The organism is Bradyrhizobium sp. 40 (assembly GCF_023100925.1).
GTDB lineage: Bacteria > Pseudomonadota > Alphaproteobacteria > Rhizobiales > Xanthobacteraceae > Bradyrhizobium.
Genome location: NZ_CP064688.1, coordinates 7,146,837 through 7,163,474 on the forward strand (window position 1 = coordinate 7,146,837; position 16,638 = coordinate 7,163,474).

Sequence of the window (16,638 nt, forward strand, 5' to 3'; positions counted from 1 at the left end):
TCCGCAATCCTAATTACAGACCTCGGCATTCGCATCGTTGCCGGGGCCGCCGCCGCCGCGATATTCGAGATGGCAGCCGCGGTTGACCGGACGGCAGCCGCCGCTATTGCAGAAGAGCTGTCCGCCACTCGAGGGGCGGCTGGCGCCAGCAGCAGCAGCAATGCCGGCAGCGCCGCCAAAGCCGCCAGCTGCTCCGGCAGCTTCACCGCCGGCTTGACGACGCTGCCGTGCGGGACGCTCGTCGCCGTCGTCACGCTTTGCAGTCGCAGGCTTGGCGGGCCTGGCGGCACGCTGCTTCTCGCACTCGTTGTCGTCGTTGAGCGCATAGCCATCACGGCAAACGATCCTGGTGCACTTGTCGCCGTCGGCCTTGAAGCCGTGCTCGCAAACCAGCGGACAGACGCGCGACTGTTTCGACTTGACCGTGTCGAGTGCATCGGTGCTCGCCACCTTCACGTCGAGCTTGGTGCCGGCATAACGGTTGAACTGCGACAACGAGCGCTGTGCGGACGGGGTCCAGTTGCCGTCGGCGGCGCCGGAGAAGCAGCCGACGCGGCCGAGCTCGGTCTGCACCGAGCGGCTGAGATCGGCCGGCGCGATGGCCGGCGTCAGCGACGCGACGTTGGTGCCGGCTGGGCTCGCCGTGCTGGCGGGCGCTGCACTCGGCGCCGCGGCGGCGAGATTGACGCGCTGCTGCTCGGCGGCGGCCGCCTGCTGCTGCGCCTGCTCCTTGGCCTTTTGCGCGGCAAGCTGTACCTGCTCTGCGGCCTTCGCATCGGCGGCTGCCTTGGCCTGCGTATCCTTCTGCGCGCCAACCGCGGCGAGACGATCGCGCTCGGCCTCGGCCTGCTTGGCCTTCTCGGTGGCCGCCGCATGAGCCTGTTCGGCGCCGATTTTTTCGACCTGAAGCTTGGCGAGGCTCGCATAGAAGCCGTCGGGATGCTGGGCAAGGAAGGCATCCCACGCCGGCCTGTTGCCAACCTGGAGCGCGAGTTCGTAATCGCGGCGGATGTCAGCCTGAGGATTCGGCGCGGGCGCAGCGGCAGCCGCAGCGGTCACCTTGACCGGCACCAGCGGAACGTCTTCGCCGCCGAGCGAGCCATAGACGAACGGCTCCTGCTTGTTACCTGTCGACTTGAGCACGTCGTCGCGCACGAAGCCGAAGGCGCGGCGGACGTCGAGGCCGGGCGTCGTCAGATGCTTCGACAGCGCCACGGTGAAGGGGCTGTTCGCACCGTCGCCATCCTGCGCCGTGAAGCCGGCCTTGGCCGAGTAGGCGATCAGCGTGTTGGAGCTGGTCGGCTCGACCTGGGCGAGGCCGCGGCCGATGCCGCGCGAGGCGACCGTGCGCTTCATGGTCTTGCCGAACGGATTGTCACGGCAGGCATCCAGGATCACCAGGCGAAGCTGCTTGGCCGGTTCGACCGCGACCAGGACGCGGTCGAGGGAGAGCGCCTCGTCGAAGACATCGGTGTCACGCTCCAGCTTGGCGTCGACAGGGATCAGATAATTCGAGCCTTCGACCTCGATGCCGTGGCCGGCATAATAGACTACGGCGATATCGGCATCGCGGGTCCCGTCGGCGAATTCGCGCAGCACACGCCGGGTTTCCTGCGCCGTCAGATCGCGCCGGGAATCGACGATGTCGAACCCGGCCTCCTTCAGCGTCCTGGCCATCACCGAACCGTCATTGACGGGGTTCGTCAGCGACGGCGCATGCTGATAGGCGGAGTTGGCGATCACCAGCGCGACGCGCTTCCCGGCGAAAGCGGGCCCGGTGCCGAATAGCAGCGCGACGACGAGGAGAAGTGGGCAAAGTCTGAGCAATTGGCGCATGACACGACTTCCGAGTTCAGGGCAGTTCGAGCCCCTTTGGGACGGCTTTAGCAGAGTCCGTCGCGGACGCTTGTGACGGAGGTCACGAAGGTGGCGCCGGCGGCGGGCCGAAAGACCCCTTTTGTTTGTCGCGCCAGTCCGGCCGCGGTTCGCCGCGAAACAGGTGCGCAGCAGGTTCCCTCAGGCATCCCCGATGTGGCCCCGATATTGAGGCAGATTGTCCGTAATCTCGTGCCAAGGCGCCTTCGAGCCCACGAAAATGTGGGCGCTCGGTCGGATGGAGGGGACATCGACCAGGGTTCCCATGGCGACATGGACCCATTTTCCCTCGCGCACCCGGGAATAAAGCAGCGAGCCGCAGCGGGCGCAGTGGGCGTCGTGGGTGGTGTCGTCACCGTAGATGGTGCGCTGGTCCTCCCCTCTGATGATGCGGAGCTTGCTCTGCTCGATGCCGGCGAACGGCTTGAAGGCGGCGCCCGTGGTGCGGCGGCAATCCGAGCAGTGGCAGTTCATCGCATAGGAGAACGCGTCCGCCACCTCGTAGCGCACGGTGCGGCAGTAGCATTCGCCGATCAGGAAGGAAGCGTTCGAATTCTCTGATCCGGTCATCACAGCGTCCTTGCGCCAATGGTACGGACACCATAGCGCATTTTGACGTGTACGACTAAGTTCGCCCTGAGCCATCATTCAAAGGGATGACCATGAGCCAGAACCGTTCGAGCGTCGAAGCCGTCGTGCAATCTTACTTCGACGGACTTTACGAGGGCGATGCCGAAAAACTCGGCGCCATCTTCCACCCCTCCGCCGATTTGCGCTGGGTCGAGAAGGGCGAGCTGCAGGTGCTGACCGTGCCGGACTGGCTCGACCGCGTGCGCAAGCGTCCCTCGGGCAAGGCCGAAGGCAAGCCGCGCGAGGATTTCATTGTCACGATCGACCGTTCCGACGACAAGACCGCCTTCATCAAGGTCCGGTGCCAACTGCCGCCGCGTTTTTTCACCGACTATCTGGTGGCGATGAAGCTCGCCGATGGCTGGCAGATCGTGTCGAAGTCTTATCGGTATGACCTGCGGGAGTGAGGGGGGCCTAATCTTGCGCTGCCCGAAATCGGGCGCACTCGTCCCACATCCTCCGTCATTGCGAGCGAAGCGAAGCAATCCAGAGTCTTTCCGCGGAGGCAGACTGGATGGCTTCGCTGCGCTCGCAATGACGATGCGGATGGAGTGCATGCCGCATCTCCACCGCGCCGCCCGTCTCACTCAAAGGTCCCCCATGCTTCTCGACCGCCGTTCGCTGCTCGCCTCGCTGTGCTGGATTGCCGCCTCCCCTGCGCTCGCCGCGGACGCGCAGCCTGAGCTCGAAACCTATGAGCGCGAGAGCGGCGGCCGGATCGGGGTCTATGCCGAGAACCTCGCGACCGGCGCAAAGCTCGCATGGCGCGCCGACGAACGGTTCGTCATGTGCTCGACCTTCAAGGCTTCGCTGGCGGCTTGCGTCCTGGCGCGGGTCGATCGTGGCGAGGATCAGCTCGCGGCCATGATCCCGTACGGCAAGGCCGACCTGCTGGAGTACGCACCGGTCGCCAGGCAGAACATTGCCGCCGGCGCAATGTCGGTCACCGAGATGTGCAAGGCGATCGTCGAGCTCAGCGACAACACCTGCGCCAATTTGCTGTTGGCTCGGATCGGCGGCCCCGCCGCGCTCACGGCATTCTGGCGCTCACTCGGCGACACCACCTCGCGGCTCGACCACAATGAGCCGGAGCTCAACCGCTCACCGCCCGGCGATCCCCGCGACACCACGACGCCGGCGGCGATGGCGGGCAATCTGCGCCGGCTGGTGACGGACGAGGCGCTGTCGACCACCTCGCGCGCGCAGCTCACGGAGTGGCTGGTGGGTTGCAAGACCGGCGCGAACCGGCTGCGTGCCGGCCTCCCCGCAAGCTGGAAGATCGGCGACAAGACCGGCAACAACGGCAAGGACGCCTCCGGCGACATCGCAGTGGCCTGGCCCAAAATCGACACGAAGCCGGATGCGCCGATCCTGATCGCGGCCTATACCCAGGGCGGCACGCCGAGCGCGGCACAGATCGAAGCCGTGTTCGCACGCATCGGCCGCATCGTGGCCGAGCGGCTGGCGTGAGCCGCATGCATTGACCTTCCGGCCGCTTCCGGGTGAAGACAGATCATCATGGAAGCGAAATTTCAGACCTTTCTCATCTTGCTCGCCGTGCTGGCGGGCACCGCGCTTGTCGCCCGCCGCTTCAACATCGCGCCTGCCATTCTGCTCATGCTCTCCGGCGTCGGCCTCGCCTTCGTGCCGGGCATGCCGCCCGTCGAACTGCCGCCGGAACTGGTGCTGCTGATGGTGCTGCCGCCGCTGATCTACTCGGCGAGCGTCGCGATGAGCTGGCGCGAGTTCAAAAAGAATCTTCGTCCGATCGTGCTGCTCGCGGTCGGCGCAGTGATCTTCACCACAGCACTGGTCGCAACCGCCACCCACTATTTGATCGGCCTGCCCTGGACTATCGGCTTCCTGCTCGGCGCCATCGTGGCGCCGCCCGACGTGGTGGCGCCGCTCGCGATCGCGCGCCGGCTGCATTTGCCGCGCAGGCTCATGGTCATCCTCGAAGGCGAAGGGCTCGCGAATGACGCCACCGCGCTGATTCTCTACCGCTTCGCGCTCGCCGCAATCATGGTCGGGCATTTCTCGCTGCCTCTGGCAGGCGGCGAGTTCTTGCTCATCGTCGCCGGCGAGATCGCCTTCGGCATCGGTGTCGGCTGGCTCTCCCTACGGTTCCGCAAATGGTCGGGGGACCCGCAGGTCGAGCTGACACTCTCGCTGATCACGCCCTACGTCTCCTACTGGCTGCCCGAGCATCTCGGCGGCTCCGGCGTGATCGCCACCGTCGCCTGTGGCCTCTATGTGAGCTGGAACGGCCCGCTGCTGATCTCGGCATCGACGCGGCTGCAGGGCATCTTCTTCTGGGACCTCGTGATCTATCTGATCGAGGGCTTGTTGTTCCTGCTCACCGGGTTCCAGATGCGCGCGCTGTACGAGAAATCGAAGGCATTCCCGCTCGACGACATCGTGATCGCGACCGTCGTGGTGCTGGCGGTCGTTGTGATCGCGCGCTTCGCCTGGCTCTATCCCGCGACCTATCTGCCACGGATGCTCAGCAAGTCGCTGCGCGCGCGCGACCCCTCCCCGCCATGGCAATGGCCGTTCGTGCTTGCGTTCACCGGCGTGCGCGGCGCGGTGTCGCTGGCGGCGGCGCTGGCGCTGCCGTTCACGCTGCCGGGCGGCGAGGCCTTTCCGTTTCGCGACCTGGTCCTGTTCGTCGCCTTCGGTGTCATCTTCATCACGTTGATCGGCGTCGGCCTCACGCTGCCTCCGGTGGTGCGTTGGCTCGGTGTCGCGGAAGCCGGTCGCAACGAGCATGCCGCCGAGCACGAGTCCGAGATCGCAGCACGGCGCCAGGCCCTCGATGCCGCCCTGAAGTCACTCGACGCGCTGACCGAGGAGAAGGACGTGTCGGACGAGGTAATGCGGCTCCTGCGCGCGCGGCACGAGATCCGGGTCAACCAGCTGCCCGATTCGCTCGATCCCACCCACCACGACGTCTCCGCCGCCGGCACCGCCTTGACCCGGGACCTGATCGCCGCCGAGCGCAAATTCATCCACGAGCTGCTGCGCGACGGCCAGATCACCGACGAGACGCGCCGGAGGATCGAGCGGGATCTGGACCTGGAGGAGGCGAGTTTGGCGAACCGGGAGTATCGGGGCGGGCCACTGTAGCTCCTCGTCATTGCGAGCGTAGCGAAGCAATCCAGAATCTTTCCGCTGCGGCAGCCTGGATTGCTTCGCTACGCTCGCAATGACGGCTGTTGAAGCGGCGGAGCAAACTACCGCCTCTCGCAGAATTCCCTCATCGCCGCCGCCACGGCGCCCGCAATGATCTCCTGCCGCTCCGGCGAGTTCATCGTCATCTCCTCATCGCGGTTGATGATCGAGCCCGCCTCGAGCAGCACTGCGGCGCTGCGGGTTTGCGAGAGCACGACGAGCCCGTCATAGCGGTAGACGCCGACATCCTTGTCGAGCAATTGGCGCCGGTAGCGGCCCATCACCGGCAGGGCATATTGGCCGGCATAATGCAGGTCCTGATCCTTTAGCTGCCGGCCGATCATCCGGGCTAGCATCAGGCTCGCAGCGTAGTGCGGATTCCGCTGCGACACGAACAGAGAGTGGCCCGAAAAGCGGTCGCTGAAATAGCTGTTCGCGCCGTCGAACTCCCAGGTCTCGATCAGCTTGTCCGGCACCGAATCGTGATGGATCGACAGGAAGAGATCGGCCCGGGCGTCATTCGCGGTGCTGACGCGTTTGAGTAGGCTCGGCCGCGCCTTGCCGGCCGTGACGAGCAGGCGGGCCGCGGCAAAGCCTTCGGCTTTGAGCTTCGCCGTGATCAGACTTGCAAGCCGGAAGTTGAAGCCGAACTCCGTGTCGTTGCGTGCGCTCAACGCGCCGTAGGAGTCCGGGGTGTGCCCGACATCCACGACGATCCGGAATTTCGACATCTCACATTTGACCGGCGCATGCGGCGGCTTGGGCTTCACGATTTTTCGCGCGATAGCAGCATGACCGGTGCCTGCAGGCGCCAGCGACCATAGCAAGATCGACGCGACCAGCGTCGAGACGAGACTTGCGATGATGCTGCGCGGCTGCCCCAAGCGCTACTCCGCTGCCGCCGTCCGCGGCCGGCCGACAAAACCCGTGACGTCACCGAAACGCTCCAGCATCACCGCGGAAAGGTCCTTGGCCTTGCTGGTGACGCAGGCGCCCGAGCGCACGGCGTAGCGATCCTGATGCACGGCGTGCGGCGGCGGCTCGCCCTGCTGAAGCGCCCGCGCCAGCTCCATCACGACTTTCCGGAAATGCATGATACCGAGATCGGTCGGACCGAGATGCTCGCGGCTGCGGTCGGCGATCGGGCCCTGGCTGTCCTGCACGGCCGCGTCCTGTTCGGAGACGCCCTTGATGCCAGTGTAGCTCCTGGTCTTCTGCAGCTTGCGGTCGATCAGATAGTCGTTGCCCTTGTGGCGCAGCGGCACGTAATTGTCGCCGACCTCCGCGATCACGCCATTGCCGCGGTCAAAGGCGTCACGCTCGGCTTGCGTCAGCGGCCGCTCCGGATTCCAGGCATAGGTGTAGATCCAGCAATTGGTGTCGGTGACGGGCACGAAGGTCTGGCCAAAGATGTTCTCGCCCGGCATCGCGCTCGGGGCATAGGCGTGGAACGGCATCAGGAACTGCGCGATGCGCCAGTAGATGTTGTCGCCGCCGGTGAGCCGCCCGCCGGCGATGGTGAGGCCTGCTTCGTGCGGGGCGATCTTGATCACCGGGCGCGGATCCTCCGCGATCCAGCGCATGTGATCGCTCGACATCCGCGCGATCGGATTCACAAAATGCTTCTTGATGTCCAAAATCTCGTTCTCCTCCTTGTCGAAGGAGAGATGGGCGAAGGTGAAATGCGCTGTGTCGATCGAGCCTTCCAGCGCCTGCACCCAGTTGCAGTCCTGCCATTTCTTGCTGACGTAGCGGTGCGAAGCCGGCAGCAGCGCCATTTCGAGGTCCGGCAGCTCGGGCATCGCGTCAGCCGGGCCCATATAAGCCCAGATCATCTCGCCCCATTCGCGCACCGGATAGGATTTGATGCGGATGAGGTCTTTGGCGTTGAGGTCGGGATAGGACGTCGGCATGTCGACGCACCGGCCGTCGGTATTGAACTTCCAACCGTGATAGACACAGCGGATACTGCATTCCTCAACGCGCCCAAGCCAGAGATTGGCGCCGCGATGCGGGCAGTATTGGTCGATGACTCCGACAACGCCGCGCGTGTCGCGGAAGGCGAGCAGCTCCTCGCCGAGCACAGTGATCTTCTTCGGCTCGCCGTCGGGCTCAGGGAGTTCTTCGGACAGGAGCACCGGAATCCAGAAGCGGCGCAGCAGCTCGCCCATGCCGGTGCCTGCATCAGCCTCGGTCAGGAATTTGTTGTCCTCGGCGCGGAGCATGGCAGGCTCTCCCGACTATTTTCGCAGAGATTGGCGCGGGCGCGGGAGGACGTCAACGTTGAGCTATTGACCGTGAACCATCCGAAGAACTTTGCCGTCACGGCGGGCGACTTCAACTTCAACTACTCCGCCAACTGCGCCGTGCGGCAACATGCCTGTCACAATCCAATTGTTACGTTGGTTGAGCTCAGCGGTTAGAGGCTCCTCGCTTCGAATAACGACCTCACCGTAGCGGTTAACGGCCGCCGCACGTGCGATCTCGACGGCCGCATCAGCAGTCGCCACCGTGCCTTCAGCGCCGGTCGCCACCTTGTCCCCGGCAATCGCGCAGCTCGTGACAAAGACGAGTGCGACCACAAAAATGCCTCTCACACCGGCCTCTCTCCCTTCACCGTCACGCGCGTCCCCGAGCGTGTGTGCGGCCAGTAGTCCCACATGGCGCGGTGCTGGGTGCAGCGGTTGTCCCAGAAGGCGATGGCATTCTCGGTCCAGCGAAAGCGGCACTGGAACAGCGGATTCTCGGCGTGCTGGTAAAGATAGGCAAGCATCGCATCGCTCTCGTCGCGCGGGATTCCGTTGATGTGGCGGGTGAAGCCGCGGTTGACGTAGAGCGCCTTCCTGCCCGTGACCGGATGCGTGCGCACCACGGGATGCTCGGCACTCGGATAGGACGGGCGGTCGGCGACGCCGTAATTGGCGTAGAGCCCGCGATAGATCGGCTCGCCGTCATGCAGCGCGGTCAGCCCGTCGACATAGGCCTTCATCCGGTCCGACAGCGCCTCGTAGGCTGCGTACATGTTGGCAAACAACGTGTCGCCGCCGCGCGGCGGGCACCGCTTGATGTAGAGGATCGAGCCCATCGGCGGCTCGAGATCGCAGGACACGTCGGAATGCCAACCCTCACCGTTGGCGCGCGGCGAGTTCGCATCCGCATAGATCTTCATCAGCGCCGGGTCTTCATCCTCATGCGGCGCGGCAGGATGGAAATGCAGCTCACCGAACTTGCGGCCGAAGGCGAGATGCTGTTGTGGCGTGATGGTCTGGTCGCGGAAGAAGATGACGAGGTTTTCGGCGAGCGCGCGATGGACCTCGTCCATCTGGCGGTTGGAGCGGGCATCGTCGGAAACGAGCTTACCGATGTCGACGCCGGAGATTTCCGCGCCGATGATCGGGGTGAGCTTTTCGACCGCGATGGTCTCGTACGGCACGCCGTCGTCCGTCGCGTGGCGATAGCGCGGACCCTGCTTGCCGGCGAGTGAGCTCATGGCGTGTCTCCCGATCGTTTGATTGGGAGCATGGTAGCGCGCAGTTAAGGATGTGCAATCTGCATTGCAAACACCGCCCGTCGTCCCGGACAAGCGAAGCGCAGATCCGGGACCCATAACCACAGGATTTGGTTTGGCGAAAACTCGGAGCGACAGCTCGTTCTAACCACCAATCCTGTGGTTATGGGTCCCGGCCTCCGCCGGGACGACAGCTCAGTATGAGGCGCGAGCGGAGCAATACTACTCCGCCGCGGTTACCGGCACCTTGGCGCCCTGGCCGTAGCGCTGCTCGATGTAGTCGATCACGAGCGCCTTGAAGTCGGCGGAGATGGTCGGCCCGCGCAGGGTGCGGAACTTCTTGCCGTCGACGAACACCGGGGCAGCCGGCGCCTCGCCCGTGCCCGGCAGCGAGATGCCGATATTGGCGTGCTTGGATTCGCCGGGGCCGTTGACGATGCAGCCCATCACCGCGACGTTGAGCTCTTCCACGCCGGGATATTTCGTTTTCCAGGTCGGCATCTCGTCGCGGATGAAACCCTGGATCGATTGGGCCAGCTCCTGGAACGTGGTCGAGGTCGTGCGGCCGCAGCCGGGGCACGCCGCAACCAGGGGCACGAAGGTGCGGAAGCCCATGGTCTGCAAGAGCTCCTGGCCGACCTGCACCTCACGGGTGCGGTCGCCGCCGGGCTCCGGCGTCAGCGAGATGCGGATGGTGTCGCCGATGCCCTGCTGCAACAGGATGCCGAGCGCGGCCGAGGACGCCACGATGCCCTTGGTGCCCATGCCGGCTTCGGTGAGGCCGAGATGGATGGCGTAATCGGAACGGCTGGCGAGAACCTCGTAGACCGCGATCAGATCCTGCACCGCCGAGACCTTGGCCGACAGGATGATGCGGTCCTTGGGCATGCCGAGCTCTTCGGCGCGTGCCGCCGAGAGCAGCGCCGACTGCACCATGGCTTCGCGCATCACCGCGCGCGCATCGCGCGGATTGGCCGAGGCGGTGTTCTCATCCATCAGCCTAGTCAGCAGCTCCTGGTCGAGCGAGCCCCAATTGGCGCCGATGCGGACCGGCTTGCTGTTCTTGTTGGCGATCTCGATGATGTCGGCGAACTGGGTGTCGCGCTTGTCCTTGAAGCCGACATTGCCGGGATTGATGCGATATTTGGCGAGCGCCTCGGCGCAGGCCGGATAGGCCGCGAGCAGCTTGTGGCCGATATAGTGGAAGTCGCCGATCAGGGGCGTGGTGAGACCGAGCTTGAGCAGGCCGTCGCGGATATGCGGAACGGCAGCTGCCGCCTCCTCGCGGTCGACGGTGATGCGGACCAGCTCGGAACCGGCGCGGGCGAGCGCTGCGACCTGGGCAATGGTGCCGTCGATATCGGCTGTGTCGGTGTTGGTCATCGACTGCACGACGATCGGCGCACCGCCGCCGACGGTAACGTCGCCGACCTTGACCTTGGTGGTGTGATGACGCGGCGCAGGCCCCGCGATGTCGGAATCGATGGTGTTTTCGAGCTTGTTCATGGCGTCCAAATATCAGGTTTTGGTGACGTTCAGCAATGCATCGCGCGGTGCCGCAGCGGATTGGCTGGGACGGTTAACCAGAAAAAGCCCAGCAATGACAAGGACGGCGGCAGCCCCGAATGTCAGGTTCAGCGTGTCGTGCATGATGAAATAGCTACCCACCACGCCAAACAAAGGGGTGATGAAGGTAAAAGCCGACAATTTGCTGGCCGAATAGGTCTTCACCAGCGCGAACCAAAGCGTGAACGTGGTTCCCACCACCCAGATCGCCTGGAAGGCCATCAGGCCCAGCGACAGCGGCGACGGGGTGTGGGGGATGGTCTCCCCGAACAGCCAGGCGGCCGTGCCGAGGATCGGGATCGAGGTCGCGACCTGATAGCCGAGTGCCTTTTCAGGCGCCGCGAAGCGCAGCCGGGTGCCCTTGGCAACCAGCGTGGTCGCCGCCCACAGCGCGGCGCCGCCGACGATCATGAGGTCGCCGAGCAGAACATGCGAATCGACGTTGGGCTGCGGCACACCGATCGCGAGTGCGACACCGGCAAAGCTGATGGCCAGCCCCAGCCATTGCGTACCGCCCAGTCGCTCGCCGAGCACCTGGTAGGAGCCGAGCGCGACGAAGAACGGCGCTGTGTAGAGGAACACGACCGCCCGCGATGCCGGTGTGAAACGCAGGCCCTGAAAGATCAGCACGAACTCGATGCCGAACATCAGTCCGGCGATGACGCCCGGCTTCCAGGTGCCGTCGCGTTCGAAGAATTTAACGCCGCGCAAGGTGCCGATGATGAACAGCACCGGCAGCGCGCCCATGGAGCGGAACGTGGCCTGAAGCATCGGCGGGATGTCCGGCAGCACCAGTTTCACCGCGATCTGGTTGAATCCCCAGGTCAGGCACAGCATGAGCATCAGGGCGATGGCGCCGGCACTGAGGGGACGACCGGCGGACGGTATGATTTGAGGTGAGGACATTTCTTCCTGAAAAACCGGCTTTGCGCCGTTGTTGCTCTATGCAGCTTTCTGACAATGCGCACAGACGCCCGTGATTTCCACCACGGACAATTTGGGAGCGAAGCCTGAGTTGCGCGCGGCGGCGTTGAGGTCCCTAGCGAAGGAAGCCGACGGAATCTCACCGACCAGGCCACAGCGCTCGCAGATCAGGAACGTCACCGCCGAGGTCGCGTCGTGGTCGTGAGCGGCGCAGGCGAGATAGGCGTTGCGGCTTTCGATGCGGTGCACGAGGCCGTTGGCCATCAAGAAATCGAGAGCACGATAGACCGTGATCGGCGCCGGCCGCGGCATCGACTTTGCCAGTTCGTCGATCACCTCATAGGCGCCGAGCGGCCGGTGGCTCGAGAGCAGCGCCCCCAGCACATGGCGGCGTATCGGCGTGAATTTCTGCGCGCGCTCTCCGCAGACGGCCTCGGCATGCGCCAGCGCATCCGCGGTGCAGCGGCCGTGATCGTGGTCGGGCGCGGGAAATGCCGGTTTTGCGAGGGTCATGCGACCGGCGTTCTAGCATTTCGAAGGGGGAACCCAAAGCGGCACCGGCGATGCGGCCATCAGCCATGCTCGGCCTGCGGGACAGTGTCCCGCAAACCCGCCATGAAATAATCATAAGCTTGCTTATTATATTCCAAGCTTATTGGAGACCAAGCTCATGAGCCCAGGGCCCGTGGACCAGAACTTCCTGTTTACGCTCGCCGAGCTCTATCGCCTGCTCCGGGTCTATGCCGACAAGGAAGCCTCGCGCTTCGGCATCACCCGCGCGCAATGGGCGGTGCTGGCCAAGGTCGAGCGCAGCGAAGGCATGAAGCAGTCGGAGCTCGCCGAGCTTCTCGAGGTGCAGCCGATCACGCTGACACGCCTGATCGACAAGCTCTGTGACAGCGACTGGATTGAGCGACGCAACGATCCGTCGGACCGCCGCGTAAAGCGGCTGTACCTGAAGAAGGCCGGGCGGCAATTGCTCGGGCGGATGAGCGGGCTGAAATCCGAGCTCACGGCCAACGCGCTCGACGGCATCACTCCGGCGGACGCCCACCGCCTCCTCACCCAACTCGAAACAATCAAGGAAAACGTGCGGTCCGCGATCCAGACCAGCGGAGCGGAACAAGCGCGTAAGGAGCAGCGCTATGGCTGATCAGGTTCTCAAGTTCCAGCCCGAGCAGAAAATCGACGGCGGCAAGCCCACCAAGAAAGCCGGCACCAATCCGCGCCGCCGCCTGCTGGCGGGCCTGCGCCGCTACCGCCGCGTGCTGCTTCTGGTCGTGCTGCCGATCGTCGTCGCGGTGGCCGGCTTCACCTTCTATCTCAATGGCGGCCGCTATGTCGGCACCGACGATGCCTATGTCGGCGCGCAGAAAGTGCTGGTGACCCCCGATATCTCCGGCAAAATCCAGAAGGTCGTCGTCAAGGAGGGCCAGATCGTCAAGCACGGCGACGAGCTGTTCGAGATCGACCCCGCTCCGTTCCGTCACGCATTGGAAGAAGCCAAAGCGCAACTCGCCCAAGCCCGCATCACCTATGACAATCTCGTTGCCAACATCAAGATCTACGGCGACATGCTCAATCTCGCCCAGCAGGGCATGGAACTGAAGCAGCGCGACGTGGAACGCAAGCAGTCGCTGGTGAAGAACAATTACGGCTCGCAGCTCGATCTCGACAACGCGTCGAATGCATTGGTGACCGCCGGCGCGCAGGCGCAATACATCAAGCAGCAACTCTCCAATGCCAAGACGCAATTGCTCGGCAATCCCGAGTTGCCGCTGGAGCAATTCCCCGCCTACGCGCAAGCGAAAGCCAAGCTGGACGATGCCCAGCGCAACCTCGACCACACCGTGCTGCGCGCGCCGATGGATGGCGTGGCAACACAGGTCGAGCAGATCCAGCTCGGCCGCTACGTCGCCGCCGGCACGCCGGTGTTCTCCATCATCGACGTTGCCCATCCCTGGGTCGACGCCAATCCGAAGGAGAGCGACCTCACCTACGTCACCGAAGGACAGCCGGTCACGCTCGAGGTCGACGCGTTTCCGAACCATATCTTCAAGGGCAAGATCGGCTCGCTCTCGCCCGGTACCGGCGCGCAATTCGCGATCCTGCCGCCGCAGAACGCCAGCGGCAATTTCGTCAAGGTGGTGCAGCGCGTGCCGATCCGCATCTATTTCGACGAGACCGACAAATCCGTGCGCAAGCTGAAGGCCGGCATGAGCGTCTACGCCACCATCGACACCGGCCACCAGCGCACGCTCGCCGGCCTGCTCGGCCTGTCGGCGACCGCGAGCCAAGACAAAGATCAGGACAAGGACTAATCCTATGGCGGAGTCCAATCCCGCCCTTATGGTTCCCGGCCTGCGCCGGAACATGGTGACGATCTGCGCCATGACGGCAACGATCATGCAGGCGCTGGACACCACCATCGCCAACGTCGCCCTGCCCTACATGCAGGGCACGCTGTCGGCCTCGCAGGACCAGATCAACTGGGTGCTGACCTCCTACATCGTCGCCGCCGCGATCATGACGGCACCGGTGGGCTGGATCGCCAACCGCTTCGGCCGCAAGCGCATCTTCATCATCTGCTCGGCCGGCTTCACCATGGCATCGGTGCTGTGCGGGCTTGCGCAGGACATCAACCAGATGGTGCTGTTCCGCCTGTTGCAGGGCGTGTTCGGCGCGGCCCTGGTGCCGTTGTCGCAATCGGTGATGCTCGACTATTACACGCTCCAGGAACGCGCCAAGGCGATGTCGATCTGGGGCATGGGCGTGATGATGGGGCCGATCATGGGTCCCTCGCTCGGCGCCTGGCTGACCGAGACTTATTCCTGGCACTGGGTGTTCTTCGTCAATTTGCCGTTCGGCGCCATCACCGTGATCGGGCTGATCATCTTCATGGACGAGACCCGGAAGGATCTCAGTCTCAGGTTCGACTGGTTCGGCTTCGCGGCGCTGGCGGTCGCGATCGGCTCGCTTCAGCTCGCGCTCGACCGCGGCGAGCAATTGGGCTGGCTCGAATCGGGTGAGATCCTTGCCGAGTTCATCGTCTCAGCCGTCGCTTTCTACTTCTTCATCGCGCACTCCTTCACGACCTCGACGCCGTTCATCCGCTTCGCGCTCTTCAGGGATCGCAACTTCGTCACCGGCTGCATGTTCATGGTCGTGATGGGTCTCGTGCTGTTCTCGACCATGGCGCTGGCCTCGCCCTACATGCAGAACGTGATCGGCTATCCCATCATCACCGCGGGCCTGCTGCTGGCGAGCCGCGGCTTCGGCACCTTCTTCGCCATGATGCTGGTCGGCCGCATGATGCGTTATGTCGAGGCCCGCACGCTGATCATCACCGGCCTGACGCTGACCGCGGGCTCGCTGTTCCAGATGACCGGCTGGACCGATTTGACCCAGGTGCCGGAGATCGTGACCGTCAGCGTCATCCAGGGCTTCGGCTTCGGCCTCGTCTTCGTGCCGCTATCGACGGTGGCGTTCCTGACCTTGTCGAATGAGCTGCGCACCGACGGCACCGCGATGCTGACCCTGATGCGCAACGTCGCGAGCTCAGTGGGCATTTCCGTCGTCATCGCCCAGCTGACGCAGGGCACGCGGCGGACCTACGCGATCCTGTCCGAACACATCAACCCGTTCAACCACGCGCTCCAGATGCCGAGCGTCAGCGGCATGATCAATCTCTCCACCGACGCCGGCCGCGCCATGGCCGATCGCATGGTCAGCGTGCAGGCGCAGATCATCGCCTTCGCGCACGACTACGAGCTGGTGATGTTCTTCATCCTCTGCACCATCCCGCTCGCCCTGCTGATCGGCTCGACCAAGGCCACCCTGCGCAAGCAGGCAGCGGGGCCGGAACATGCGGTGATGGAGTGATGCCGTCGTCCCTACCCCAAAAGCTCCTCGCAGCCCAGATCCTCGACCGCCATCATCACCCGCTCCAGATTATTCCACCAAATCACCGGCGGGATGTTGATGCTCCACTGCCAGACTGGCTTGGCGATGTGCCACAGCACCGACCGCCGATAGTCCTGGTCGAGCGCGCCGCGCGTGTAGCCGCTGACACCGTGCGCCATCAGCATCTCGTGATAGCGATTGAGCAGCGGGCGTTCGAGCGCCTGCCGGCGCTCTGGATACCATTGCGTCGCTATCATATAGGCAAGGTCGTGGGTAGGAACGTTGATGCGCCAATGATCGAAATCGAAAATGCGCACAGCGTCAGCGATGCCCGCGCGTGGCAGCAGGAAATTCCAGGTATGGGCATCGCCGTGAGCGATGGTCACATGGCGATGTGAATGGTAGCGTTGCAACAGTTGCTCGGCCTTGTCGATGAAGCGCCGATACAGGGTTCGCCGCTCCTCACTGAGGCGATCACCAAGCAAATCGGCGAAGCGGTCGTAATGGCCGGCGAATGTCTCTATCAGACTCGCCGTATCATCAAGGCTCATCCAGGTGCCGATGGTGTCGCCGAGACCCGGATGGTCCCACCAAGACGCATGCCAGCGGGCGAGCGCCGTTACGATCGCCATCGCCTGATCGCGTGAGGGCGGCAATGGCCAGTCAGCTGCAACGTCATGGCTGTCGGTGAGATCTTCGAGCAGCAGATGCCAGTCCTGGCTCTCCTCGTCGAAATGACCATCGTAGCAGCGCGGCACGATCTGCGACGGCATATTCGGCGCAAGATGAGTGTAGAAGGCCACTTCCTGCCGACCGGAATTGGCCAACGCCTTGGCGTAGGTCGGATGCGGCATCTTGAGGATGACGGAGGGCGGTGCCCCGGCGGATTCCCCGACATAGCGCAGCCCAAGGCGGATGACCTGCGACACCATGGCCGGGTGCTGATGCAGCACCTTCACTTCGCGCACTGCGCCAGCGTCCAGTACGCCACTCCTGCGCAGCGCTGCCGTCAGCTGGGCGGGCTCAACGACCGCTGGCAATTGTGGAGGTGTCATAACCAC

The 16,638-nt window shown here is 64.2% G+C and carries 16 protein-coding genes; 6 read left to right on the top strand and 10 right to left on the bottom strand.

The features are described from left to right. Positions 1–9: 9 nt before the first annotated feature. Positions 10–1,836 (bottom strand): caspase family protein, encoded by a 1,827-nt coding sequence (locus tag IVB40_RS34190; protein WP_247817639.1) that lies wholly within the window; start codon positions 1,834–1,836, stop codon positions 10–12. Between the two features lie 180 nt (positions 1,837–2,016). Beyond that, positions 2,017–2,445 (bottom strand): GFA family protein, encoded by a 429-nt coding sequence (locus IVB40_RS34195; protein WP_247285209.1) that lies wholly within the window; start codon positions 2,443–2,445, stop codon positions 2,017–2,019. Positions 2,446–2,537: 92 nt separating this feature from the next. Between IVB40_RS34195 and IVB40_RS34200 the strand changes: the two genes are divergently transcribed. From IVB40_RS34200 to IVB40_RS34210, 3 genes are all read left to right on the top strand, one after another. Next, the gene (locus IVB40_RS34200; RefSeq protein ID WP_007598116.1) at positions 2,538–2,912 is read left to right on the top strand and encodes a nuclear transport factor 2 family protein; all 375 of its coding nucleotides are present in this window, start codon (positions 2,538–2,540) and stop codon (positions 2,910–2,912) included. A gap of 193 nt (positions 2,913–3,105) precedes the next feature. Continuing rightward, entirely contained in the window at positions 3,106–3,975 is an 870-nt protein-coding gene (gene bla / locus IVB40_RS34205; protein WP_247817640.1) for a class A beta-lactamase, read from the top strand. A gap of 48 nt (positions 3,976–4,023) precedes the next feature. Then, the gene (locus IVB40_RS34210) at positions 4,024–5,631 is read left to right on the top strand and encodes a Na+/H+ antiporter (RefSeq protein ID WP_247817641.1); all 1,608 of its coding nucleotides are present in this window, start codon (positions 4,024–4,026) and stop codon (positions 5,629–5,631) included. Positions 5,632–5,738: 107 nt separating this feature from the next. Here the strand turns inward: IVB40_RS34210 and IVB40_RS34215 are convergent, their stop codons facing one another. From IVB40_RS34215 to IVB40_RS34245, 7 genes are all read right to left on the bottom strand, one after another. Then, the gene (locus tag IVB40_RS34215; RefSeq protein ID WP_247285206.1) at positions 5,739–6,560 is read right to left on the bottom strand and encodes an N-acetylmuramoyl-L-alanine amidase; all 822 of its coding nucleotides are present in this window, start codon (positions 6,558–6,560) and stop codon (positions 5,739–5,741) included. A 3-nt stretch (positions 6,561–6,563) separates the two neighbouring features. Beyond that, positions 6,564–7,901 carry a Rieske 2Fe-2S domain-containing protein gene (locus tag IVB40_RS34220; RefSeq protein ID WP_247285205.1) on the bottom strand — a complete coding sequence of 446 codons (1,338 nt, stop codon included), beginning with the start codon at positions 7,899–7,901 and terminating at the stop codon, positions 6,564–6,566. Positions 7,902–7,964: 63 nt separating this feature from the next. Continuing rightward, positions 7,965–8,258 (bottom strand): NTF2 fold immunity protein, encoded by a 294-nt coding sequence (locus tag IVB40_RS34225; protein ID WP_247285204.1) that lies wholly within the window; start codon positions 8,256–8,258, stop codon positions 7,965–7,967. Between the two features lie 11 nt (positions 8,259–8,269). Then, complete coding sequence (locus IVB40_RS34230; protein ID WP_247285203.1) at positions 8,270–9,166, bottom strand: TauD/TfdA family dioxygenase; 897 nt, start codon at positions 9,164–9,166, stop codon at positions 8,270–8,272. Positions 9,167–9,406: 240 nt separating this feature from the next. Beyond that, positions 9,407–10,690 (bottom strand): flavodoxin-dependent (E)-4-hydroxy-3-methylbut-2-enyl-diphosphate synthase, encoded by a 1,284-nt coding sequence (gene ispG / locus IVB40_RS34235; RefSeq protein ID WP_027566030.1) that lies wholly within the window; start codon positions 10,688–10,690, stop codon positions 9,407–9,409. 12 nt (positions 10,691–10,702) lie between these two features. Beyond that, the gene (locus IVB40_RS34240) at positions 10,703–11,656 is read right to left on the bottom strand and encodes a DMT family transporter (RefSeq protein WP_247285202.1); all 954 of its coding nucleotides are present in this window, start codon (positions 11,654–11,656) and stop codon (positions 10,703–10,705) included. Positions 11,657–11,692: 36 nt separating this feature from the next. After that, positions 11,693–12,187, bottom strand: a complete 495-nt coding sequence (locus tag IVB40_RS34245) for a transcriptional repressor (RefSeq protein ID WP_027566032.1) — start codon at positions 12,185–12,187, stop codon at positions 11,693–11,695. Positions 12,188–12,344: 157 nt separating this feature from the next. Here IVB40_RS34245 and IVB40_RS34250 point away from each other — a divergent pair, with 157 nt between their 5' ends. The 3 genes from IVB40_RS34250 to IVB40_RS34260 are packed head-to-tail and all read left to right on the top strand — an operon-like array spanning position 12,345 to position 15,556. After that, positions 12,345–12,827 carry a MarR family transcriptional regulator gene (locus IVB40_RS34250; protein WP_007598134.1) on the top strand — a complete coding sequence of 161 codons (483 nt, stop codon included), beginning with the start codon at positions 12,345–12,347 and terminating at the stop codon, positions 12,825–12,827. Continuing rightward, positions 12,820–13,995, top strand: coding sequence for an HlyD family secretion protein (locus IVB40_RS34255; protein ID WP_247285201.1), 1,176 nt, complete (start codon positions 12,820–12,822; stop codon positions 13,993–13,995). The genes IVB40_RS34250 and IVB40_RS34255 overlap by 8 nt, the downstream gene beginning before the upstream one ends. Positions 13,996–13,999: 4 nt before the next feature. After that, positions 14,000–15,556: an MDR family MFS transporter gene (locus tag IVB40_RS34260; protein WP_247285200.1), complete on the top strand. Its 1,557-nt coding sequence runs from the start codon at positions 14,000–14,002 to the stop codon at positions 15,554–15,556. 11 nt (positions 15,557–15,567) lie between these two features. Here IVB40_RS34260 and IVB40_RS34265 read toward each other — a convergent pair whose 3' ends face one another. After that, a complete protein-coding gene (locus IVB40_RS34265) occupies positions 15,568–16,632 on the bottom strand; it encodes an ecdysteroid 22-kinase family protein (RefSeq protein WP_247817642.1) in 1,065 nt (354 codons plus the stop codon). Positions 16,633–16,638 lie beyond the last annotated feature (6 nt).